Source organism: Paraburkholderia sp. RAU6.4a (genome assembly GCF_050435625.1).
GTDB classification, from domain to species: Bacteria; Pseudomonadota; Gammaproteobacteria; order Burkholderiales; family Burkholderiaceae; genus Paraburkholderia; species Paraburkholderia tuberum.
In genome coordinates this window covers 363,536-386,861 of the sequence record NZ_JBNDKQ010000002.1, presented here as the reverse complement: position 1 = coordinate 386,861, position 23,326 = coordinate 363,536, and the positions used below count along the sequence as shown (strand labels likewise).

At 65.1% G+C, this 23,326-nt stretch carries 19 protein-coding genes; 8 read left to right on the top strand and 11 right to left on the bottom strand.

Annotated features, from left to right (window positions below; all coding sequences use genetic code 11):
* Positions 1-36: 36 nt before the first annotated feature.
* A complete protein-coding gene (locus OKW40_RS06520) occupies positions 37-2,565 on the bottom strand; it encodes a penicillin-binding protein 1A (protein ID WP_429488814.1) in 2,529 nt (842 codons plus the stop codon).
* Between the two features lie 134 nt (positions 2,566-2,699).
* Here OKW40_RS06520 and fabV point away from each other — a divergent pair, with 134 nt between their 5' ends.
* Positions 2,700-3,896: an enoyl-ACP reductase FabV gene (fabV, locus tag OKW40_RS06515; protein WP_429488812.1), complete on the top strand. Its 1,197-nt coding sequence runs from the start codon at positions 2,700-2,702 to the stop codon at positions 3,894-3,896.
* Positions 3,897-3,978: 82 nt separating this feature from the next.
* Here fabV and OKW40_RS06510 read toward each other — a convergent pair whose 3' ends face one another.
* The 3 genes from OKW40_RS06510 to OKW40_RS06500 all read right to left on the bottom strand — a co-directional run bounded on the left by OKW40_RS06510 (position 3,979) and on the right by OKW40_RS06500 (position 6,087).
* Positions 3,979-4,323 carry a hypothetical protein gene (locus OKW40_RS06510; protein ID WP_090804882.1) on the bottom strand — a complete coding sequence of 115 codons (345 nt, stop codon included), beginning with the start codon at positions 4,321-4,323 and terminating at the stop codon, positions 3,979-3,981.
* Positions 4,324-4,479: 156 nt separating this feature from the next.
* Positions 4,480-5,103: a glutathione S-transferase family protein gene (locus OKW40_RS06505; protein WP_429488810.1), complete on the bottom strand. Its 624-nt coding sequence runs from the start codon at positions 5,101-5,103 to the stop codon at positions 4,480-4,482.
* Between the two features lie 84 nt (positions 5,104-5,187).
* Positions 5,188-6,087 carry a LysR substrate-binding domain-containing protein gene (locus tag OKW40_RS06500; protein ID WP_429488808.1) on the bottom strand — a complete coding sequence of 300 codons (900 nt, stop codon included), beginning with the start codon at positions 6,085-6,087 and terminating at the stop codon, positions 5,188-5,190.
* Between the two features lie 94 nt (positions 6,088-6,181).
* Between OKW40_RS06500 and tam the strand changes: the two genes are divergently transcribed.
* Positions 6,182-6,979 (top strand): trans-aconitate 2-methyltransferase, encoded by a 798-nt coding sequence (tam, locus tag OKW40_RS06495; RefSeq protein ID WP_429488806.1) that lies wholly within the window; start codon positions 6,182-6,184, stop codon positions 6,977-6,979.
* 261 nt (positions 6,980-7,240) lie between these two features.
* Entirely contained in the window at positions 7,241-7,606 is a 366-nt protein-coding gene (locus tag OKW40_RS06490) for a hypothetical protein (protein WP_184074050.1), read from the top strand.
* A 203-nt stretch (positions 7,607-7,809) separates the two neighbouring features.
* Here the strand turns inward: OKW40_RS06490 and OKW40_RS06485 are convergent, their stop codons facing one another.
* The 6 genes from OKW40_RS06485 to nirB form a co-directional block, all read right to left on the bottom strand.
* Positions 7,810-8,175, bottom strand: a complete 366-nt coding sequence (locus tag OKW40_RS06485) for an ArsR/SmtB family transcription factor (RefSeq protein WP_184033686.1) — start codon at positions 8,173-8,175, stop codon at positions 7,810-7,812.
* Entirely contained in the window at positions 8,159-8,620 is a 462-nt protein-coding gene (locus tag OKW40_RS06480; RefSeq protein WP_429488804.1) for an SRPBCC family protein, read from the bottom strand. The genes OKW40_RS06485 and OKW40_RS06480 overlap by 17 nt, the downstream gene beginning before the upstream one ends.
* Before the next feature lie 118 nt (positions 8,621-8,738).
* A complete protein-coding gene (locus tag OKW40_RS06475; RefSeq protein WP_187610065.1) occupies positions 8,739-10,106 on the bottom strand; it encodes an MFS transporter in 1,368 nt (455 codons plus the stop codon).
* Between the two features lie 170 nt (positions 10,107-10,276).
* A complete protein-coding gene (locus OKW40_RS06470) occupies positions 10,277-14,461 on the bottom strand; it encodes a molybdopterin-dependent oxidoreductase (RefSeq protein ID WP_429488801.1) in 4,185 nt (1,394 codons plus the stop codon).
* A gap of 50 nt (positions 14,462-14,511) precedes the next feature.
* Positions 14,512-14,877: a nitrite reductase small subunit NirD gene (nirD, locus tag OKW40_RS06465; RefSeq protein WP_429488799.1), complete on the bottom strand. Its 366-nt coding sequence runs from the start codon at positions 14,875-14,877 to the stop codon at positions 14,512-14,514.
* Between the two features lie 39 nt (positions 14,878-14,916).
* Positions 14,917-17,457, bottom strand: a complete 2,541-nt coding sequence (gene nirB / locus OKW40_RS06460) for a nitrite reductase large subunit NirB (RefSeq protein WP_429488797.1) — start codon at positions 17,455-17,457, stop codon at positions 14,917-14,919.
* Between the two features lie 594 nt (positions 17,458-18,051).
* Between nirB and cobA the strand changes: the two genes are divergently transcribed.
* Positions 18,052-18,852 carry a uroporphyrinogen-III C-methyltransferase gene (cobA, locus tag OKW40_RS06455; protein WP_429488795.1) on the top strand — a complete coding sequence of 267 codons (801 nt, stop codon included), beginning with the start codon at positions 18,052-18,054 and terminating at the stop codon, positions 18,850-18,852.
* 38 nt (positions 18,853-18,890) lie between these two features.
* Here the strand turns inward: cobA and OKW40_RS06450 are convergent, their stop codons facing one another.
* Positions 18,891-19,772, bottom strand: a complete 882-nt coding sequence (locus tag OKW40_RS06450) for an MOSC domain-containing protein (protein ID WP_429488793.1) — start codon at positions 19,770-19,772, stop codon at positions 18,891-18,893.
* Positions 19,773-20,008: 236 nt separating this feature from the next.
* Between OKW40_RS06450 and OKW40_RS06445 the strand changes: the two genes are divergently transcribed.
* The 4 genes from OKW40_RS06445 to OKW40_RS06430 all read left to right on the top strand — a co-directional run bounded on the left by OKW40_RS06445 (position 20,009) and on the right by OKW40_RS06430 (position 23,266).
* Entirely contained in the window at positions 20,009-21,466 is a 1,458-nt protein-coding gene (locus OKW40_RS06445) for a trypsin-like peptidase domain-containing protein (RefSeq protein WP_429488791.1), read from the top strand.
* An 81-nt stretch (positions 21,467-21,547) separates the two neighbouring features.
* Complete coding sequence (locus OKW40_RS06440; protein ID WP_090804862.1) at positions 21,548-21,979, top strand: carboxypeptidase regulatory-like domain-containing protein; 432 nt, start codon at positions 21,548-21,550, stop codon at positions 21,977-21,979.
* A 135-nt stretch (positions 21,980-22,114) separates the two neighbouring features.
* Positions 22,115-22,738 (top strand): ubiquinol-cytochrome c reductase iron-sulfur subunit, encoded by a 624-nt coding sequence (gene petA / locus OKW40_RS06435; protein WP_187610070.1) that lies wholly within the window; start codon positions 22,115-22,117, stop codon positions 22,736-22,738.
* A 96-nt stretch (positions 22,739-22,834) separates the two neighbouring features.
* Positions 22,835-23,266 carry a MarR family winged helix-turn-helix transcriptional regulator gene (locus tag OKW40_RS06430; RefSeq protein WP_429491926.1) on the top strand — a complete coding sequence of 144 codons (432 nt, stop codon included), beginning with the start codon at positions 22,835-22,837 and terminating at the stop codon, positions 23,264-23,266.
* Positions 23,267-23,326 lie beyond the last annotated feature (60 nt).

The following is a 23,326-nucleotide window of genomic DNA, read 5'->3' as shown; positions in this document are numbered from 1 at the left end:
TTCAATACGCACCCGGGCAGCCTGCCCGGGTCGCCTTCAATTCGCCCCGCTGCCGTTATTCGACCCTTCTGTGCCCTGACCGCCCGCATCGGGCGGCACGATGTCGTCCGGCGTCGGGGTTGGCGCGAGCGCTGCCGCACCGCCGCCGTGCGCTTCACCGTCGACGGTATTACCCGGCGCCGGCGCGGGAGCCGACCCCGCCCCCGGCGCCGGCAGCAACGGCGGCAACGCGCGCGCTTCGCCCTGCACCGCGGACGCGCCCGCTGCCTCTGACGCCGCCGCCGGTGCCGCCACGGCAGACGTCGGCGGCTGCACCGACGCCACCGGCGCGCGCCGCGCCGGAGCACGCGCCACGATCTGCTTGTCCGGCTGCGCCGGCGTGCGCGTGAACAGGTGCCCGATCCAGTCGCGCAAGCGTTCGGCGCGCTCGGCGAACCAGCCCGGCTGCTGCGCGGTATCGAACTTCATGTGGCTGTCGACGAGCCGCGAGCGCTGCGCGCGCTGGAAGAAATCGCCGACGATCGGCAGCGCGCTATGCGCACCCTGCCCCCAGTAATCGCTGCGCAGCGTCACACGGCTGTCGTTGAAGCCGACCCACGCCCCCGCCACCAGTTGCGGCTGCATCAGGATGAACCAGCCATCCGCGTTGCCCTGGGTCGTGCCGGTCTTGCCCGCGACATCGCCGCGCACGCCGAAGCGCGTGCGGATGCTCGCGCCGGTGCCGCGGCTGATCACGTCGCGCATCACGTCGACGAGTGTGCGTGCCGTGTCGGCGGGCAGCTCGCGACTCGGCGTGGCCGGCTTGAATTCGGCGAGCAGGTTGCCGTTGCGGTCCTCGATGCGCGTGACCATCAGCGGCTCGACGTAGCCGCCGAGGTTCGCGATCGTGCCGTACGCCGACACCATTTCCTTGAGCGTGACCGGGCTCGTGCCGAGCGCGAGCGACGGCACCGGGTCGAGCTGGCTGTCGCGCACACCCATCGCGCGCGCGAGCCTGGCGACCCTGTTCGGACCCACCGACTCCATCACCTGCGCGGTGATGCGGTTGCGCGAATAGGCGAGCGCGTCGCGCAGGCTGATCATGCGGCCGCTCGGCTCGTCCTCGTCGTTCGGCTTCCAGATTTCGCCGCCGGCGAGTTCGATCTGAACCGGATTGTCCGGCAGTTTGTCGTCCGGTTTCGCGCCGGCCTCGAAGGCCGCCGCGTAGACGAACGGCTTGAAGGTCGAGCCCGGCTGACGGCGCGCCTGCTGCACGTGATCGAACGGATCAACGCCAAAGTCGCGGCTGCCGACCCACGCCTTGATCTCGCCGGTACGTGGGTCCATTGCGAGGAAGTCGGCCTGCACGCGCGTCTTCGTGTCGCACACGCTCTGCACGAGCTTGCGATCGGCGAGCAGGCGTTTCAGCGCGTCGTCGTCGGCGAGGCCCGTGTCTTTGGCCGCGCGGAAGTCAGGCGTTTCGCGCAGGAACGTGCGCAGCAGGTCCTTGTCCGCCGAGCAGCCCGCGCGCGTGCCCCACGCGGAGTTCGCGATGTTCTGCAACTGATTGCCCTGCAGCGTGACCGCCTGGGTCGCCATCGTCTGCAGACGCGAGTCGATGGTCGTGCGCACGACGAGTCCATCGGAATAGATGTTGTAGTCGTTGCGATCGGCCCACGCGACGAGCCATTTGCGCAGTTGCTGCGTGAAGTGCGGCGCGGGTCCGGGCGGCTCGATCTGGCGCTCGAAGTCGAGACGCAGCGGCTTGCGGGCGAGCGTGTCGTACTGGGCGGGTGTCAGCTTGCCGTACTTGACCAGCTGCGCGAGCACCGTATTGCGCCGCTGCAAGGCGCGCTCGGGGTTCAGCACCGGGTTGTAGTACGCGTTGCCCTTCAGCATGCCGGTCAGCGTCGCCGCTTCGAGCACGTTCAGGTCGGATGCGGACTTGTCGAAATAGGTGCGCGCAGCCATCTCGATGCCGTACGCGTTGTACAGGAACGGGACCGTATTCAGGTAGGTTTCGAGGATCTCGTCCTTCGTGTAGAACGCCTCGATCTTCAGTGCGGTGATCGCTTCCTTCAGCTTGCGCGTCAACGTCGGCGCGCGGCCGATTTCGTCGGGATACAGATTGCGCGCGAGCTGCTGCGTGATCGTCGAGCCGCCCTGGCGGTCGCCGGAGAACGTGTGCAGCGCGGCCGAAGCGGTGCGCCGCCAGTCGAGCCCGAAATGCTGATAGAAGCGGTGATCCTCGGTGGCGATCAGCGCGTTCACGACGTTCGGCGAGATGTCCTTCAGCTTGACCCACTCGCGGTTCGACGGCTTGAACTCGGCGAGCAGCTTGCCGTCCGCCGACAGGATCTGCGCGGGCTGCTCGATCTTGGCCTTGCGGATGTCGCCGATGCTCGGCGTGAACGGAATCAGCAACAGCACGTACAGTACGAATAGCACCGGCAGCGCGGCGAGCCCCCACGCGAACGTGCGGCGGGTCGGATGGCGCAGATGCCATGCGGCCTTCGCGAACAGCGGGTTCGCGAGCGTCAGCCCTTTGTCGAGGGCCGCCAGAAAGGAGGAAAAGAGGCGCTTCACTTGCTGTCGTCGGCTGGGAAAGGCGCAATCGTACCAAGATGTGGGGGGTGCGCCGGTTTTTGCCTCGTTCGCGGCATGGAGTGCGGCTCCGGCGGGGCCACTATAATGTCGCCAATTCCGACAAGAGGTGCTTCATGATCATCAAACCACGTGTGCGTGGCTTCATCTGTGTATCGACCCATCCGACCGGCTGCGAAGCCAACGTCAAGGAACAGATCGAGTATGTGAAGGCACGCGGCCCCATCGCCAACGGCCCGAAGAAGGTGCTCGTGATCGGCGCGTCGACCGGCTATGGCCTCGCCGCCCGCATTAGCGCAGCGTTCGGCTCGGGCGCGTCGACCCTCGGCGTGTTCTTCGAGCGCGCCGGCAGCGAAACCAAGGCTGGCACGGCCGGCTGGTACAACACCGCGGCGTTCGAGAAGTTCGCCACCGCCGAAGGCCTGTACGCGACCAGCATCAACGGCGACGCGTTCTCCGACGAAGTGAAGGCGCGCACGATCGAAGTGATCAAGCGCGATCTCGGCCAGGTCGATCTGGTCGTCTATAGCCTCGCGGCGCCGAAGCGCCAGCACCCGAAGACCGGTGAAGTGTTCAGCTCGGTGCTCAAGCCGATCGGCAAGGCTGTCAATTTGCGCGGCATCGACACCGACAAGGAAGTGATCAAGGAAACCGTGCTCGAACCGGCGACGCCGGAAGAAATCGCGCACACGGTCGCGGTGATGGGCGGCGAGGACTGGCAGATGTGGATGGACGCGTTGGGCGAAGCCGGCGTGCTCGCCGACGGCGCCAGGACCACCGCGTTCACCTACCTCGGCGAGAAGATCACCCACGACATCTACTGGAACGGCTCGATCGGCGCGGCCAAGAAAGATCTCGACCAGAAAGTGCTCGGCATCCGCTCAAAGCTCGCGGCCAAGGGCGGCGATGCGCGCGTCGCGGTGCTGAAGGCAGTCGTCACGCAGGCAAGCTCGGCAATTCCGATGATGCCGCTCTATCTGTCGCTGCTCTTCAAGGTGATGAAGGAAAAAGGCACGCACGAAGGCTGTATCGAGCAGGTCTACGGCCTGTACAAGGACAGCCTCTATGGCAGCCAGCCGCATCTGGACGACGAAGGCCGTCTGCGCGCCGACTACAAGGAACTCGATCCGCAGGTGCAAGGCCGCGTGCAGGAGCTGTGGAACCAGGTGAGCAACGACAACATCTACGAACTCACCGATTTCGCGGGCTACAAGACCGATTTCCTGCGCCTGTTCGGTTTTGAAATGAAGGGCGTCGATTACGACGCGGACGTCGATCCGGACGTGCAGATTCCGAATCTCGTGCAGGTTTGATCCACCGGGGGGCGGGCCCGCTTCGCGAGTTCGCCCCTGAGGTTGCCCCTCCTCGCCTCCCTCCCCTCACTCCTTCAACACGTCAGCACGGATACGCGCCCTGCAACGCGCGCAGAATCGCGAGCCCGATTGGAAAATCCTCGGAAATGCCCGGATGGTTCGCGAAGAACGCGTCGAGCAACGGATAGACCGTCTGGTTGCCGATCGCGAGCGTTGGTGGCGGACAGAACAGCTGCGGCTGTTTCCTCGCGACCAGATCGCCGTTCGCCCAGCCGAACGCGTTGATCGTGCCGGTGATGTACGCCGCATAGATCGAGTTGTTGTCGGCGTGTGCCCAGCGCTTGTATTGCGCGGCCGTCATTTCCGCGCTCGCGTTCAGAGTGAAGCACGCCGCCAGCAAAGCCAGCGCGAATTTCGTTAACCGCATCGTTGAACCTTCAATGTCGCTAGATGGCCGCCATTGTAGGCGACGCGGGGTGCACCGCGCAGAAGCCGTCGAGCGCGGGAATTCACAAGCAGAGCGTAAGCATTGAAGGCGGATTCTGTAAGCACCGACAGATTGCAGAAGCGCGCGAATCAACGATCACGGTGTGCCGTTTCGGCAATGCTTGCGATACCCGTCGCGCCCGGCCAGGCGCGCAATATAAGCGGCCAGCGCCGGCAAATCGTCGTGCTGCTGCGGCGTTTCGAGCCAGCGGTTCGCGGACAGCGCGATCGGAATATCGGCGAGCGAAAACGCGTCGCCCGCGATATACGCACCGGTGCGCGCGAGTTGCTGCTCGACGATCGCCATATGCTTGGACCAGTTCGCGCACGACGCGGCGATCTGGCGCGGGTCCTGATGCTCGGGCGAGTGCCGCACGAGCGCGAGAAACGCGTAGCTCCACGAGCGGTTCAATTCGCTCGCCTGCCAGTCGATCCATTGATCACAGCGCGCGCGCTCGACCGGATCGGCCGGATACAGCCCGTCACCGCGATAACGGTTCGCGAGGTAACGGATGATCGCGTTCGATTCCCACAACACGAAGTCGCCGTCGCGGATCACGGGGACCATCGCGTTCGGGTTCAGCGCGCGGAATTCGGCGACCTCGGTCGAGCGAAAGCCCGAGCCCCAGTCTTCCTGTTCGAACGCAAGCCCAAGTTCCGCGCAGGTCCACAACACCTTGCGCACGTTGATCGAGGGGGTCTTGCCGAGTATCTGCAGCATAAGTAGTTGGGCACCGCGTGGATCGAACGGGTTGAAGGAATGAAACTCGGAAGCCAGCCAGTTTGCCTTGCGCGCGGCGCGCCGTCATCCGGTTTTCAGCGTCGCCTGTTCGCGGATCATGTCGTACAGCGCCTGCGCGGCCGGTGACAACTGCGCGGTCTTGCGCGCGACGAGCACCAGCGTGCGCGACACGGTGGGGTGCGTGAGCTCGACGGTGCGCACGCTCGGATACGCGCCGTTCTGCAGCGCGAGCGCGGGCACCACGGCCGCGCCGACGCGTTGCGCGACGAGTCCGACGGCGGTCGAACTGCGCTGCACCTCGTAGAACGAACGCAGCGCGAGCTCGCTCGATTCCAGCGCGACGTCGAGCAGCGCGCGATTACCGCTGACCTCGCCGGCGAAAATCAGCGGGAACGGCTGCAACTGCCGCCATGCGATGCGCCGCCGCTTCGCGAGCGGATGGTCCTCGTGGCAGATCAGCACGTAGCGGTCTTCGGTGAGCGGCACGGTGGCGAGATCGGGATGATGCTCGCGCGCGATGTTGATGCCGAACTCGACCTCTCTGCGCAACACGGCCTCCTCCACCGCCGACGACGCGTGATCGAGAATCTTGATGCGATTGTGCGGATAGCGCGCCGAATACGCCTGCAGGATGCGCGGCAGATACTGCACGCCGACGGTCGGCACGCACGCGATCGACACGTCGCCACGTCGCGCGATGCCCGTTTCGCGGATCTCGACGAGCGCGTCCGCCAGCTCGCCGAGCAGCCGACGCGCCTGCGGCAGAAAATTGCGACCGATTTCGGTGAGCGCCATCGAACGCGTGGTGCGCTCGATCAGCGTGACGCCGAGATAGCTTTCGAGCTTGCGCAGCCGCTGCGTGATCGCGGTTTGCGTGACGTGCAGCGAATCCGCCGCGCTCTGGAAGCTGCCGCGATCGGCAATCGCGACGAAAGCCTGCACGCCGAGCGTGTCGATTTTCATTAGAAAAATGAAGTAATCGGGATCATAAATTCATTTTACTCCGGGCTGTCAGCGGCCGAGAATGGCCGCAACGAACCCCGCGAAGGAGCAAAAGATGACCGACAAAACCACGAACGAGCATAGCGATTGGCACGCGAAGCAGTACATGCTGTTCGAGAACGAGCGCACGCGGCCGGTCCGCGATCTGCTCGCGGCGGTGCCCTTGAACGGCGCGCGGCTCGCGGTCGACATCGGCTGCGGCCCGGGCAACTCGACCGAGGTGCTGGCCGAGCGGTTGCCGGGCGCGTCGGTCAGCGGCATCGACAGCTCCGCCGACATGATCGCGGCGGCCCGTCGGCGGCTGCCGCAATGTCGCTTCGACATCAGCGACGTTTCGACGTGGGACGCGCACGGCCCCTTCGATGTGATCCTCGCGAACGCGGTGCTGCAATGGGTGCCGGACCACGAGCGGCTGTTCCCCGCGCTGGTGGCAAAACTTGCCAGGGGCGGCAGCCTCGCCGTGCAGATGCCCGACAATCTCGACGAACCGGCGCACCGGCTGCTGCGCGAAATCGCCATCGACGGGCCTTGGGCGACGAAGCTGAACGGTATCGAGCGCACCATGCGCTACGACGCAAACTGGTACTACGCGCTGCTCAAGCCGCTGTGTGCGCGCGTCGACGTGTGGCGCACGGTCTATCACCACCCGCTCGCGGGCGCCGACGCGGTGGTCGAATGGTTCAAGGGCAGCGCGCTGCGGCCGTTTCTCGCCGCGCTCGACGACGCCGAACGCGGCGCGTTTGTGCAACGCTATCGCGACGAAATCGTCAGAGCCTACCCGGCGCTCGCCGATGGCACGGTGCTGCTGCCGTTTCCGCGGTTTTTCATCGTCGCGACGCGCGGCGAACGTTGAAGCCGCGCCGGGAACCGCTGCGAGCCGGTAAATGCCGGCGCTTCGGCTGCGGCGGGTCGTCCCGGGGCGATCAGATCGCCGGCGCACCACGCTGACGCACCGCCCGAAAACCGCACCTGTGGCGGCGCCGCACGCTAAGGGTGGTCAGGAATTGCCGCCCGGGAATTCCGCATGCTACTGTTTGTAAAAAGCGTGTGTAAAAAGCGGAGGACGGCGCCCGCCGGCCTCACCGGGAAGCCATTTACTGCAGCGAGCGTCGCCATGAGTGATGTACGCCAACATCTGAGTCCCCGTGACCGCCTGGAGCTGTTGTGCTGGCTCACATGCGGAAGCCTCGGCGCTTATTATCTGAACGAAGACTGGCCCGACGCGGCGTTTCACGTGCAGTCCGCGCACAAGTGGCTCGACCGCCGCGCGCGCGAAGCCGACTGGCTGTGCGTCGCGAAGCTGTCGGCCACCGCGGTCGAAATCGCGCGGCGCCACGCGCGCTTCGTCGATACCGACTGGGCGCGCGACGCGGTTGAAGAAATTCTCGATACCGACGAACTCGACCCGCAAGCCCGGCTCGTCCGGCAGGTTCTGGCCGACTGCCAGAACGCGCTGGCCGACAAGCGGATCGCCGATTAGTCGCGGGCTCGTTTTTCTTCCTTTTTTTCAGCGGATTGGGGGCCAATTTTTTGGCCCCTTTTTGCGTTGTTCCGCGCTTCCGCGCACGATGTGCCGCTCGCAGTCGGTAAAAAATGCGGCACCCGCCCTCGCGTACCGCCTACCGGCAGGCGGCCAATCCGCGTGCCGGCTCGGTTCGTGCAATCACCACGGACGCCCGCCCTTCATTCTTCGACCATCGTCTTCAGCTTCAGCAGCGCCTGATCCCACTGCCGCGAAATCGCGTCGAGCGCGCGGCGTGCCGCGTCGAGATGCGCGGGCTCGAACGCCCACAGGCGCTCGCGTCCGACCTTCACGTCGTGAACGAGGCCCGCGTCGGCCAGCACCTGCAGATGCTGCGTGACCGACTGCCGCGTGATGTCGGTGCCGGCCGTCAGTTGCGCGATCGACATCGCGCTGCCCGCGCACAACGCCGCGACAAGCCGCAGACGCGTCTCGTCACCGAGCGCCGCGAACACCGCCGCCGAACTGCGCAGTGTCGCCGCCTTGAGGCCCGCCCTCGCGGGGGCCGCCCTAGCTCGCGCCGACATATCGCTCGACGTTGACCATCTGCTGCTCCCAGCCGCCGTCGTTCAGCCGGAACGCTTGCGCGCGGCGCCCGATCGGCAACTGGTCGAAGCCCGATTCGACGACGCGCAGCAGCGTGCCCGACTCGACGTCGCTCAGATCGAATTCCACGAGCGTGGTCGGCTCAGGCGTGTAGTCGATCGTGATGTCGATCGCGGCCGGATGCCAGCGCCACGACAGATGATGCTCGGGCTCGACACGCTCGACCAGCACGTTCATCAGCAGATGCTCATAGCCTGGATAGGTGATGTGCCCCTGCGTGGATTGCCCCGGGACGAACTGCTTGCCGGTGAGATTCACGCCGAACCATTTGCCGAATTCCTCGGCGTTGGACAGCGCACGCCAGACGCGCGAGCGCGGCGCCTTCAACAGAACCTGCTTTTCGATGCGATCGGTCGATGAGTTCATATGCAGCCTCCTGACTGCATATTAGAAGCACCGCCTCCGATATGCAAGCATTCGACTGCGCTTTGTTCAGAGCGTGATGCGTGCGGCGCCGGCACGACCGGACGCCGCGCGCCGCGCCTTACTCCGTCGCATGCGCGTGCATGACGCCGGTTTGCATCGACCACGCCATCCACGGCCGGCGCAGCGCGACGATCGCAAGGAACGCGCAAGCCGACAGTGTGCCGAACGTCGCGAAGCCCATTTGATAGCTGCCGGTGCTCTCCTTCGCGATGCCCATCACGACCGGCAGATAGAAGCCGCCGATGCCGCCCGCCGCGCCGACGATGCCGGACATCAGCCCGGTGCGGCCGGCCCAGCGATGCGGCACGAGCTGGAACGTCGCGCCATTGCCGAGTCCGAACGCGACATAGAGGCACAGCAGCAACGCAATGCCGCCCGCGAGCGACGGCATCGCCGCCGCGAACAGGAAATCGCAAACCGCGATGATCGCCAGCAGCACGGTCAGCGCGCGCACGCCCGACACGCGGTCGGCAATCAGGCCGCCGAGCGGGCGCACCATCGCGCCGGTCGCGGCGAGCAGCGCCATGAACAGGCCCGCGTCGATTTTCGACAGTTGATACAGGTTGGTCAGCAGCAGCGACACATACGAGGACATACCGACGAAACCGCCGAACGTGATGCTATAGACGAGCATGATGACCCACGTATCGCGCTCGGCGAGCACCGAGCGGTAGCGTTGCGGCAGCACCGCGATCGCCAGCAGCGCACCGATCACCGGCAGCAGCAGCACGCCGGTCTTGCCCGCGCCGAATAGCCCCGCTTCGACGAGCAGCACGAGCGCGATCAGGCCGACCAGCGTCGTCGCGAAACTGCCGAAGGCGCGCAGCACGCTGCCGGTTTTGACGCCCGCGTCGTTGGCCCAGAAGTACAGCGTGATCGCGGCGATCGCGAGCAGCGGCAAGGCGCCGCCCGCGGCGAGCTGCCAACCGTAGCGCGTCGCCAGTTGCGGGAACAGGAAGCCGTCGAGCACCGCGCCGATGTTGCCGGCCGCGGCCAGCCCCAAGACGAGGCCCTGCACTTTCGGCGGATAGTTACTGCCGGCCATCGGCAGCGCGACCGCGAAGCTGGCGCCGCCGACGCCAAGGAACACGCCGAGCACCAGCAGCATTTCGTACGACGGCACCGATTGCAGCAACGGCAGCACGATCGTCGGCACCGCCGACAGCAGCACGCCCATCAACGCAATGCGTTTGCCGTGCGCGGACTGATACAGATTGCCGAGCGTCACGCGCAGAATCGCCGCGGACAACACCGGCACCGCGACGAGCAGACCCTGCTGCGCGGGCGTCATCGCGATGCTCTTGCTGATGAACGGCGCGAGCGGCCCATACAGCACCCAGACGGTGAAGCCCGTGTCGAAATACAGAAAGCAGGCGACCAGTGCGCGCCAATCACCGCTTCGCAGGGAGTGCATCACGTTTTTCATCAGAGATCCTCAGTAAATAAAATGACGGGTAGTCCAGTTGCTGCGTTACTTGTGTTTTGCGCCGGCATGTCGCCCAGAGTCTTCACTGGGACTCGACACGCAAGCGTCATGCCATCGGGCTGTCTGTTACGAGGCCTTTTTAAAGGCATCTTCTGCAACGCATCGGCGGCTCAATACACGTCGCGTGCATAACGCTTTTCGCGCGTCAGACGGCTCACGTATTCGAGTGCTTTCTCTTCGCTCATGCCACCGTGAGTCGTGATGACGTCCTTCAGCGCCGCATCGACATCGCGCGCCATCCGGTTCGCGTCGCCGCATACATAGAAATGCGCACCGTCTTCGAGCCATGCCCACAGTTGCGCACCGTGTTCGCGCATGCGGTCCTGCACATAGATCTTGTCGGCCTGGTCACGCGAGAACGCGACGTCGAGCCGGGTCAGCAGACCGCTCGCGCGCATCGCTTCGAGTTCGTCGCGATAGTAGAAGTCGGTCGCGGCATGCTGTTCGCCGAAGAACAACCAGTTGCGTCCGCGCTCGCCGCGTGCCTGCCGTTCGTGCAGAAAGCCGCGAAACGGTGCGATGCCGGTGCCCGGTCCGACCATGATCATCGGCGTGTCCGATTGATGAGGAGGACGAAAGTGCGCAGACTTCTGCACGAACACGGGCACGTCGGTGTCGCTTGCGCGATCCGCGAGAAACGTCGACGACACGCCCTTGCGGTGTCGCCGCCCGTTGCTGTAACGCACCGCCGATACCGTCAGATGCACTTCGCCCGGATGCGCCTTCGGGCTCGATGCGATCGAATACAGACGCGGCTGCAGGCGTTTCAGCATGCCGGTCAGCTCGGCGGCTGAGAGGCTCACCGGAAACTCGTGCAATACGTCGGCGAGCTGCTGTCCCCATAGCCATTGCTTCAGATCCGCCTTGCGTTCGGGCGCGAGCAGATCGCCCAGCGCGCCATTGCCGCTGCGCGCCGCGACGAACGCGAGCGCCTCGGCGCTCGGCCGCGCGATCTCGTAGTGCTTGCCGAGCGCATCGGCGAGCCGCATGTCGCCGATACCCGCGACGTGCACCGATGCCTCCGCGTGCAAACCGCTCAGCGTGATCAGTTCGTCGACGAGTTCGGGGCAGTTGCTCGGCCACACGCCGAGCGCATCGCCCGCTTCGTATTCGAGGTTCGTCCCGCCCGTTTGCAGCGACACGTAGCGCGTATCCTTCGCGGCGCCCTGCCGGTTCAGGCGCAGATTGCCGACGACGCGCGACGCGGCCGGCCGCGCCTTGGTCGGCACCGCGCCTACCACCGCGTTGATCATGCCGCCCGGCGGCACCGCGTACAGCGCGGCATCCGCCTGCTTGATGCAGACGATCACGCGTTCGAGCCATGCATCGGCGCCCTGCTGATATTCAATATCGCAATCGACGCGCTCGCTCAGACGCAGCGCACCCTGCGCGGCGAGCCGCTCGTCCAGACGGCGGCCGTGACCGCAGAACTGATCGTAGTTGCGATCGCCGAGCGCGAGCACCGCGAAACGCACGCCGTCGAGGCGCGGCGCCGTGGCGGCGTTCAGTTGCGTCCAGAAGTCCTGCGCGTTGTCGGGCGCATCGCCGTCGCCGAACGTGCTCGTCATCAGCAACACGTATTGCGCCTTCGCGAGCGTCGCGAACGAATAGTCGGCCATGCACGCGGTGCGGATTTCGAAGCCCGATTCCATCAGACGCGTCGCGTAACGCTCGGTCAGCGACTCGGTGTTGCCGGTTTGCGAGGCCCACAACAGCGTGACCTTCGGCCGCACGCGCACGATGCGCACGCCCGATTCGCGTGGCTCTTCCTGTGCGAGATTCGGCCGCAAGGCAGCGGTCGACGTCTGGGCTGTCGTCGCGCTGCGGCTATACAGTCCCGCAAGCAGACCATCGACATAGAGCCGCTTCACCGCATCGAACGGTGCGCTGTGCGGCAGCACCGGCACGTTGACGAGACCTTGCGCTTCGGCCGAACGCAGGCCACTGACGAAACCCGCCAGATACGCGCGCTCCGCGTCGCTGAGCGACGGCACGGGCGCGGGCTCGGGCGGCAGTTGCAGCAAAGTGGTGAGGGCTTCGATACGAGGCATGGGTTGATCCTTGGCGCTGGGCGCTAAAACCGCTGCGTCGGCGGGGGTAGAGAGCGCATCGTCGTCATTGCGAGTGCTCGCGTCGCGATCCGCCGTCACCGGACTCAGCGCGACCGCGCAGACTTTCAGTTCGGGCTGCAGAGAAACCGGATCGACCGCGTCGTTGGTCACCGCATTGATGCACAGTTCGTCGCCGAACACGTCGTTCCAGTGCATCGGCGCGAAGCACTGACCCGCGCTCACACGATCGGTGACGACGGCGGGCAGGACCGCGCGGCCGCGCCGCGAACGGATCTCGACCGCGTCCTTCGCGCGAATCCCGAGTTCGGCCGCGTCGTCCGGATGAATTTCGACGAAGGGTCCGGGGTTCAGCTTGTTCAGCATCGCGACCTTGCCGGTCTTGGTCATCGTGTGCCACTGATGCTGCAGACGGCCCGTGTTCAACACGATCGGAAACTCGCGATCGGGCAACTCGGCCGCGGGCTGATACGCACGCGCGAAAAACTTCGCCCTGCCGCTCGCGGTCGGAAAAGCAATGCGCGGGTGGCCGCCATCTTCCGACTCCCTGAGTGTCTGGCTCACGCCGTCATTCAGATAGCGAAGCGGATTGCGCTCGGACGAATCGGCCGACGCGATCGGCCACTGCAGTGGCGCGTCCTTCAAGCGGCGATGGCTCGCGCCGCGCAGGTCGTAGCCGGTCGCCGGATTCGCCGCGCGCGTGAGTTCGGCGAACACTTCGTCGGCGCTCGCATAACTGAACGCATCGGCAAAGCCCATTTCACACGCGATGCGCGCGATGATCTGCCAGTCGGGCAGCGCCGCGCCGGGCGGTTCGATGGCCTGCTGCATCAGCGTCAGATTGCGCTCCGAGTTGACCATCACGCCTTCGGCTTCGGCCCACAACGCGCCGGGCAGCAACACGTCGGCGTAGCGGTTTGTTTCGGTATCGAGGAACGCGTCCTGCGCGATCACGAGTTCGGCCGCGCGCAAACCGGCGATCGCGGTCTGCCGGTTCGCGACGGTCGCGACCGGATTCGTGCAGATGATCCAGCACGCCTTGATGTCGCCCGCGGCCATGCGCGCGAACATGTCGATCGTGCCGTGGCCCGCGTCCGCTTTGAGCGTGCCCGGTGCGATGCCCCACAGTGCTTCGACGAACGCGCGATCTGCGGCGACCAGCGCCGAACGCTGCCCCGGCAGACCATGGCCCAGATAGCCCATTTCGCGGCCGCCCATCGCGTTCGGTTGGCCCGTCAGCGAGAACGGTCCACTGCCGCGCCGGCAGATGCGGCCCGTCGCCAGATGCAGATTGCACAGCGCGTTGGTGTGCCACGTGCCGTGCGTGCTCTGGTTCAGGCCCATCGTCCAGCAACTCATCCAGTCTTTGGCCGACGCGATCATCTGCGCGGCGCGACGGATGTCGTCGGCGGCGAGGCCCGTAATGCGGGCGACGTTCTCCGGCGTGTACCCGGCCAGAAACGCGGGCATCGCGTCCCAGCCTTCGGTGTGTTCGGCGATAAAAGCCGCATCCGTTGCGCCGTTTTCGTGCAGCAGATGCAGCAGACCGTTCAGCAGCGCGAGATCGGTGCCGGGTTTGATCTGCAGGAACAGATCGGCTTTCCCGGCGGTCGTATTGCGGCGCGGATCGACGACGATCAGCTTCGCGCCCGCCTTCACGCGATCCATCATGCGCAGGAACAGGATCGGGTGGCAGTCGGCCATATTCGCGCCGCTGACGAAAAACAGATCCGCGTGATCGAAGTCTTCGTACGAGCCGGGCGGACCGTCCGCGCCGAGCGACAGCTTGTAGCCGCTCGCCGCGCTCGCCATGCACAGGCGCGAATTCGCTTCGATATTGTTCGTGCCGATAAAGCCCTTCGCGAGCTTGTTGACCAGATACTGCGCTTCGAGCGACATCTGCCCCGACACGTAAAACGACAGCGCATCGGGACCATGCTCGTCGAGCACGCGCCGCAGACGCGCGGCGGTATCGCTCAGCGCCTGCGCCATCGGCAGCGGCACCGGGTCTTCGTCGCGCGCACGACGCACGAACGCGCCTTCGAGACGACCCGACTTGCGCAGCGCGACGTGGGCCGACTGCCCTTTGGTGCAGAGCCGGCCCAGGTTGGCCGGATGCTCCTTGTCGCCAGCGATCTTCACGACCTGGCCGTCCTCGACGTGCAGCACCATGCCGCAGCCGACGCCGCAATACGGACACACGCTCTTTACGCTGGTAGCAGACATGCGCGAATGATCGGGTTGAAACATCAGAACCGTGGACAAAGGCCGCTACCTCAAACGGCGACCCACACCTGGCCGTTTTCGACGCGCGTGGCAAATGCGCTGACCGAATACGACGGCGTTTCGAGGCATTCGCCGGTGCGCAGATCGAAGTGATGCTTGTAGATCGGCGAAGCGACCACGATGCGCTTGCCGAGGCTGCCGACGAGTCCGCGCGACAGCACCGCCGCGTGCGAACCCGGATCGAAGTTTTCGATCGCGTAGACCGTGGGCTCGGCCGCCGACTCGACCTGGCCGCCATCGACGTGAAACACGGCCACCTGTTCGCCATTGACGAGCGCGCAAACGCCGGTGTTCGGCACGATGTCGTCGAGTGCGCAGATCGCGGTCCAGGCGCGGGGCAAGCGTTCGTTCTTCATGACTGGGCTCCTTTTGAGTTAAGCGGGAATCGGATGAGGTCAAACCGTCTCGACGACAACGGGAATCTCGATGCGCTGCACCTGCCGCTCAGCGAGCGTTGCCGGCCGGATCTGTCCGCGCTCCTCGACGAACGCGACGTTGCTATCGGACTCGCCGCTGTTGACGAAATGGCGGAAGCGCTTGCGCGTTTCGGGATCGGTGACGGCCTTTTTCCATTCGCACTCATACGTGTCGACCACATGCTGCATCTCCACTTCGAGCTCGGTGGCGACGCCAAGGCGATCGTCGACGATCACGTCGATCAGATAGTCGAGCCCGCCTTCGAGGTTGTCGCGCCACACGCTGGTGCGTTGCAGTCGGTCGGCGGTGCGCACGTAGAACATCAGGAAGCGGTCGATATAGCGCACGAGCGTCGCCTTATCGAGGTCCGCGGCGAGCAGTTCCGCGTGACGCGGCTTCATGCCGCCGTTGCCGCACACGTACAGATTCCAGCCCTTCTCGGTCGCGATTACGCCGACGTCCTTGCCCTGCGCTTCCGCGCATTCGCGGGTGCATCCCGACACGCCGAATTTGATCTTGTGCGGCGTGCGCAGGCCCTTGTAGCGATTCTCGAGTTCGACCGCGAGACCGACCGAATCGCCGACGCCATAGCGGCACCACGTCGAGCCGACGCACGACTTCACCGTACGCAGCGATTTGCCGTACGCGTGACCCGATTCGAAGCCGGCCGCGATCAGCTCTTCCCAGATCGACGGCAATTGCTCGACGCGCGCGCCGAACAGATCGACACGCTGGCCGCCGGTGATCTTCGTGTAGAGGCCATATTTCTTCGCGACCTGCGCGACCGCGATCAGGCCGTCGGGCGTCACTTCGCCGCCCGGCATGCGCGGCACGACCGAATAGGTGCCGTCGCGCTGGATGTTCGCGAGGTAGTAGTCGTTGGTGTCCTGCAGCGACGCGTGCTCCTTCTTCAGCACGAATTCGTTCCAGCACGACGCGAGAATGCTCGCGACCGCCGGCTTGCAGATGTCGCAACCGAGTCCGCGGCCATGCTTGGCGAGCAGCGCGCCGAAACTGCGCACTCCCTCGACGCGCACGAGGTGATACAGATCCTGGCGCGAATACGGGAAGTGCTCGCAGACGTGGTTGTTCACCGCGAGGCCCTGCTTCTTCATCTCGGCCTTCATCACCTGCGTGACGAGCGGCACGCAGCCGCCGCACGAGGTGCCCGCGCCGGTCGCGCTCTTCAACGCGCCGATGTCGGTCGCGCCCGCGCGTACGGCTGCGCACAGCTCGCCCTTCGACACGTTGTTGCACGAGCAGATCTGCGCGGCCGCGGGCAACGCCTCGACGCCGAGCGCCGGCTTCGCGCTGCCGTCCGCTTGCGGCAGGATCAGGAATTCGGGGGACGCTGGCAGCTCGATGCGGTTCAGCATCATCTGCAGCAGCGTGCCGTATTCGCTCGCGTCGCCGACCATCACGCCGCCGAGCAGATGCTTGCCGCAATCGGACACGACGAGCTTCTTGTAGATCTGCTTGCGTTCGTCGCTGAACTGGTAGGTGCGGCTGCCCGGCGTATTGCCGTGCGCGTCGCCGATGCTGGCGACGTCGACGCCCATCAGCTTGAGCTTCGTGCTCATGTCGGCGCCGGCGAATTCGGCCGGGTCGCCGAGCAACTGCTTCGCGACCACGCGCGCCATCTCGTAGCCGGGCGCGACGAGCCCGAACAGCTGGCCGTGCCACAGCGCGCATTCGCCGATCGCATAGATGTGCGGATCGCTGGTGCGGCACGCGTCGTCGATGGCGATGCCGCCGCGCGCGCCGAGTTCGAGGCCGCATGCGCGCGCGAGATCGTCGCGCGGACGGATGCCGGCGGAGAACACGATCATGTCGGTGTCGAGATGGCTGCCGTCGGCGAACTGCATGCGGTGCGTGCCCGCTTCGCCGTCGACGATCGCCGTCGTGTTCTTCTGCGTGTGCACCGTGACGCCAAGCTCTTCGATCCGGCCGCGCAATACGCGGCCGCCGCCGTCGTCGACCTGCACCGCCATCAGGCGCGGCGCGAATTCGACCACGTGCGTTTGCAGACCCATGTCGCGCAGCGCCTTCGCGCATTCGAGACCGAGCAGGCCCCCGCCCACGACCGTGCCCGTTTTCGAGCGGGCGCCGCATTCGCGCATCGCTTCGAGATCGTCGATCGTTCGATAGACGAAGCAGTCGCCGCGCTCGCGGCCCGGCACCGGCGGCACGAACGGATAGGAGCCGGTCGCGAACACGAGGCGGTCGTACGGCAGCGTTTCGCCGGTCGCGACCGTCACCGTGCGCGCGTCGCGATCGACCGCGACCGCCCGCGCGTTCAGCTTCAGTTGCACGCCGTGGCGCTCGAAGAAGCCCGGCTCGACGAGCGACAGGTCATCGGCGGTCTTGCCCGAGAAGAACGCGGACAGATGCACGCGATCGTAGGCCGGTCGCGATTCTTCGCCCAGCACCGTGATGTCGAGATCGTGCGCGGCCCGTTGCGCCAGGCATTCGACCAGTTTGTGGCCGACCATCCCGTGGCCGATAACGATGATTTTCATGAGCGCGCTGTCCTCTGGTGTCTGGCGAAAGCGATTGCGGAAATAAAAACGGCGTCCCGCGAATCCAGCCGAGGGGCCGAATTCGGGGGACGCCGTTGTCCTGTTGGGTGCTGCGGGGCGCGTGCAGTTGTGCTGCAAGCGCGACGAACCCACGTTGGTCCGATGGCAACGCTTATCGCAAGGGCTGTGCCAATTTCGATAAATGCGCCCGAAAGCGCGGTGTGGCGGGGATTTGCGGCAAGTCGCGCGGCTTCGGACCGGATCCCGCGCGCGACGCGTTTTGAGGCGGCCAGGCACAGGGATGGTGCGACGCAGCACTGTCGACGTGCGAAACGAAGGCGCACGGGCGTGCGATCGCCGTCATGTTTTCCGCGTGAATCGCAATGTGTGGCAACGGCTTGCGCGCCTTGATCGGATCGATGGCGTGGTCCTTGCATTGCTCTTGCGCAACCTCATCGCGACAACGTCGTCGCGACGCGCAGACTCAACCGTCGACAGGCAATGCAATGGACAACGGCGTCCCCTCGTGATCTTCACGGGCGGGCGCCGTTTTCGTTTCGGGCCAACGGAAACCAACGGCATAAGGACACCGACATGAACACCAACACCGGCAAGGTCACGCTGCTGAGCGCCGGCCCGGGCGACCTCGACTTGCTGACGCTGAAGGCCGTCAAGGCGCTCGCGGCCGCCGACGTCGTGCTGCTCGACGACCTCGCGAATCCCGACATCGTGACCCTCGCGCCGCAGGCGCGCGTGATTCGCGTCGGCAAACGCGGCGGCTGCCGCTCGACGCCGCAGGCGTTCATCGAGCGGCTGATGCGGCGTTATGCGCTGAAGGGTCTGCACGTGGTGCGCGTCAAAGGCGGCGAAGCGCTGCTGTTCGGTCGCGCGGGCGAGGAACTCGCGGTGCTGCGCGATGCGGGCCTCGCGGTCGAGATCGTCAACGGCATCTCGTCGAGCTTCGCGGCCGCCGCGGGTCTCGGCATGTCGCTCACGCATCGGCGGCATTGTCACGGCGTGAGCTTCGTCACCGCGCACACCGAAGATCACGGCGAGCCGGACTGGGCCGCGCTCGCCGCGACGCGCACGACGCTCGCGATCTATATGGGCATGCGGCGCATCGACGGCATCGCCGCTGCGTTGCTCGCGCACCTGCCGGCCGAAACGCCGGCCGCGGTCGTGCAGTGGGCCGGCGGCGGCGACGAGCGGCGCCTGTTGACGCGGCTCGATCGGCTCGCCGCCGATGCGCTCGGCGCCGGCTTCGGCAGTCCGGCGGTGATTCTGGTGGGCAATGCGGTTGGCGAGAGCGCCGAAGCGCCTTGCTGGGAACGCGAAGCTCGCGGCAATCGAGATGGGCAAACACTACCCGCGTCGGCCATGGCGCGGGCAGCCTGATCGGCGCTCGAAGCGGGCCTCGCCCGCCTTTCATCCCATCAATCGCCGAACCCGAGTTCCGCGTCGAGCTGCTGCCCGACGCGCAGCCAGGCCCCCGCCCCGCTCGCGACCAGCGCGTTGTTGCCGAACGTGACCGCGCCGTCGAAGCGTTCGCTGACTCGGTAACCGAGCATCGTGTCGGTCGGTTCGTTCGGCCAGTCGGGATCGGGCGCGCCGCGCGCCTGATCGATGGTCGGCATCGGACAGCGCGTGCACAGCTTGACGAGCCGTAACTCGACGCGCGCGCTCGAGTCCGCATTCGCGCCGACGGCGAGTGTCTCGACATAGTCCTCTTCATAGGCATCGAGGCCGCTGAGCACGATATTGGGCCTGAAGCGATCGATTCCGATCGACGGTGCGCCTTTGCCGTTCAGGCGCGCGTTCAGATCGTCGAGCGAGGCCTGGCCGACCACCAGCAGCGGAAAGCCATCGGCAAAAAAAGTCGTGGCGCCCCCCGTGCTGTCCGTATAGTCCGGATCGACGACGCGTTCCCGCTCGGGATCGAAGCGCAGCAAGCGCGCGGGCAGACCGAGGAACTCCGTGAACCAGGCCGCCGTTTCTGCGCCGGTGTCGAGCCCGTAGGCCGCGTCGCGCCACACCGCGGTAGCGACCCTGGGTGCCGCGGCGAGCCGCGCGGCATCGAGCGGCGTGCGCAGCTCACGCATGCCCGGCGCGCTGACGATCAGATCCTCTGCGCCGAGTTCGACCTTGATCAGCGCCATGCGTGGATACGCGCGCTGCGTGAACATCGCGCCTTCGGGATCGACGATCATCCAGTTGCGGTCGTATTCGAGGCCCGTCGCCAACAGCCGCGCCTCGGTGAGCGCGATGCCCGCGCAGGATTTGATCGGATAGACGAACAGTTCGTTGATGGTAGGCATGGTTGCACGCGCGTCGGGAGCGCAGTTCCGGCGAAAATCGGGGACTGAAAGTAGATCCGTATAGTACCGAAATTAGCGTTGACGGGGACGTGCGAGCCGGACCCTCTCATCGGGCTTTTTTAAGCTTGTTTTAAAAGTGGCGACCTAGAGTCGAATCACAGCAGCATGGAGAACGCATCGGACAGACGCGTTACTCCGACTCAACCGACTCAACTGCTCGTGTCGGGGGGCATGTGATGCGACGCGACAACCTCAAGTACTTCCTGATCGTGGAATGCCTGACCGTGGCGGTGTCCGCGGGCTGCATGGCGCAATCCCCTCCGAACAACGTAAGCTCCGGCGCGAATGTGCCGGCTGCCAGGCTTCCAGGCCACGACACGGCGCCCGCGATAGTGACGGACTTCTCGCGCCTCGTCAGCGAAGAAGGCAAAGCAGTCGTCAATATCAGCGTGACAGCGGCTCAACCCGTCGCCACCTTCACTCCCCTCTGGCCGCCGGCCGGCAGCGAAGACGATCCTTTTACCCGGCAGTTCCAGCAGTTCGCCTACGCCCCTCCTGGCGCGCCAGGCCTGGCATCGCAACGCAGCGGCTCTGGATTCATCATCGCCGCCGATGGTTACATTCTCACCGACTCCAGCCTGATAACCAAAGCAACCCGAATCAGCGTGACGCTAAAGGACGGTCGCAAGTTCAAGGCCAAAGTGGTCGGCGACGACCCAGCGAGCGGTATCGCGCTGCTCAAGATTCCCGCCACCAAACTGCCGACAGTCAAAATTGGCTCACCGTCCGCGAACAAGGCCGGTCAGTGGGTCGTCTCGATCGGTTCCCCTTATGGACTGAACGACACGGTGACGGCAGGCATCATCAGCAACATGTCGCGGGCTTTGCCAGGCGAGTCGTATGTACCGCTTATCCAGACTGACGTGACCGAAAATGCGGGCGATGCAGGCAGCCCGGTGTTCAGTCTGAACGGCAACGTCATTGGGATCGAAATGCCTGTCACGAAAGAGATCGGCGACGTTGAAGGAGCCGCTTTCGTGCTGCCGATCGATGAAGCGATGAAAGTTGCCCGACAGTTGCAACTGCACCACGAGGCGGAACACGGACGCCTCGGCATCACGATTCAGGATGTCAGCTGGCCGCTTGCGCAATCTTTCGGTCTGAACAGGCCGCAAGGGGCGCTCGTCAGCTCGGTCGACCCGCGAGGACCGGCTGCCAGGTCCGGTCTCAGACCAGGCGACGTCATCATGAAGGTCAATGGCGTTGATATTCCAGATTCGACCCAGTTGCCCGTCACAGTAGCCGATCTCAAACCGGGCACGTCCGTCCATCTCGTGTACTGGCGCGATAACGCCACGCACGATACGACAGTCGCGCTTGGCAGTCTGAATGCCACTCCTGCCGAGATCCCGGCCATTGCGCACGTCGCAGCTCCCGATGGGTTGACCGTGCGCGGTTTGACCGCACAGGAGCGACACGACGCAGGTGTCGAAGGTGGTGTCCTGGTCGAAAAAAGCACGGGGGCCGGCGCGCTCGCCGGCATCGAACCGGGAGACATCATCCTGATGGTCGACAGCACTCATGTAGCAAGTCCCGCCCAGTTCCGGCGGAAAGCGGCGAACAGCGGTAACGCGGTCGCGCTATTGGTCCAACGCGACGGACAGCGCATGTTCGTCACCATCGACATGGGCTAGGGTCTGTTTATATATGTAAATAGACCCTGGCAGCGCAGTGGCGGCGCGTACCTCATCGCCACACCTTACGAGGAGCTCGAAATGAACCAGCACGCAATCGTCAAAGTTGGCTTGACGGCACTCGCACTGAGTGCAAGCGTCCAATACGCGTTCGCGGCAACTCAGCCTTTACCCGCGGTACAGCACGAGGGTGAGGTTACGTTCCTGAGCGGCGGGATCGGCCTTGGCCAATCCACCGCTATCAAGGAGGTCATGCCAAGGTATCCACTCACGCTCGAGTTTGCGGGCAAGGCGGCTAGCGGCAACGAATACCTTGCGAATATCCCGGTGACGCTATCCGACATGCACGGCAATACGATATTGCAGACCACCGCAAAGGGTCCTTTCCTGTTGGCGTCGCTGCCTCACGGCCGGTATAGCGTAAGCGCCACATATAACGGCAAGACGGAGCGCAGGGACGTGAATATCGCTCCGTCGTCACATGTGCATGAAGTGTTCCTGTGGTCGATGTAGATCGGCGTTTCGCCTTTCTGGCCGCACGCGATCCGATTCGCCGGCTTTCCGGCTCGCGACGACCGCGGCGGTGCATTCGGTAACCGGTACTCGTGAAAAGTCGCGATGGGCAACCGAACCGACTCGGAGCTTGCCATGAAAAACGGTTCCAGCGAGCCTCTCGACGAAACCCGCCGCAGATGGCTCATCGCCACATCGGCCGTCGGCGCCATAGGAGGCGTGGCGGTCGTCGTTCCTTTTGTCGACTCGTTTGCGCCGCCAGCGAGTGCGAGGGCAGCCGGGGCGCCAGTCAGCGCCGACATCAGCAGACTCGAGCCTGGCAGCATGATGACCGTGGCGTGGCGCGGCAAGCCGATTTTCATCGTCAACAGAACCAACGAGATGCTGGCGGCCGTGCTCAAGGCCAACCCGATGGTCGCCGACCCGCATACCGTGCATCCGTTCTCGATACCGCTGCCGGCCTACTGCAACAACGAATACCGGTCGCGCCCGGATCATCGCAACATACTGGTTGTGATCGGCGTGTGCACCCATCTCGGCTGCACCCCGCTGCCCCGCTTCCAGCCCGGGCCGCAACCCAGTCTGCCCGACGATTGGCCCGGGGGCTTTCTGTGCCCTTGTCACGGCTCGACTTACGACCTGGCCGGTCGAGTGTTCAAAGACAAACCCGCGCCCCAGAATCTGGATGTGCCGCGTTACATGTTTGCGTCGTCGACGAGCGTCGTGATCGGACAGGATGAAAAAGGCGAGGAGGCATAGCCGCGGCATACGGTCGAGGACGCGGGAAGTTCCTGCTACGGTCACGCAATACCAGGTAGCAAAGTGAAGCAAACATCACCGCACATCCGGGTCGGCATGCCCAACAAGCAGGATCTCGAAGCCATGTCGGCATTCCGTTACCAGTTACGCAGGTTCCTGCGGTATTCGGAAGAAATTACTCACGCGGAAGGAGTCACGCCTCTGCAATATCAGATGCTGCTTCACGTCAGGGGATTTCCCGACCGCTCCTGGGGCAGTATCGGCGAACTGGCTGAGCGGTTGCAGGCAGCGCCCAACGGCACCGCGGCGCTCGTGTCCCGCTGCGAAGCCGCCGGGCTCGTCGAGCGTCGCCCCGACGCTTCCGACCGGCGACTCGTGCAGGTCCACCTGACGGAAAAAGGCGAGCGGTGCCTGTTGAAGCTCGCGATGCTGCACAAGCGGGAAATCGAGTCATTCGGTTGGGCGCTGGGGCAGTTCCAGGTTCAACAGACACCCCTTTTCGGCGGGACTGCTGGATCGTCCGATTGATATTGACGCCGCGGCCCTGCAATGCGGGTCGGCCATCGGCGCTCACATCCGCGAGATTCT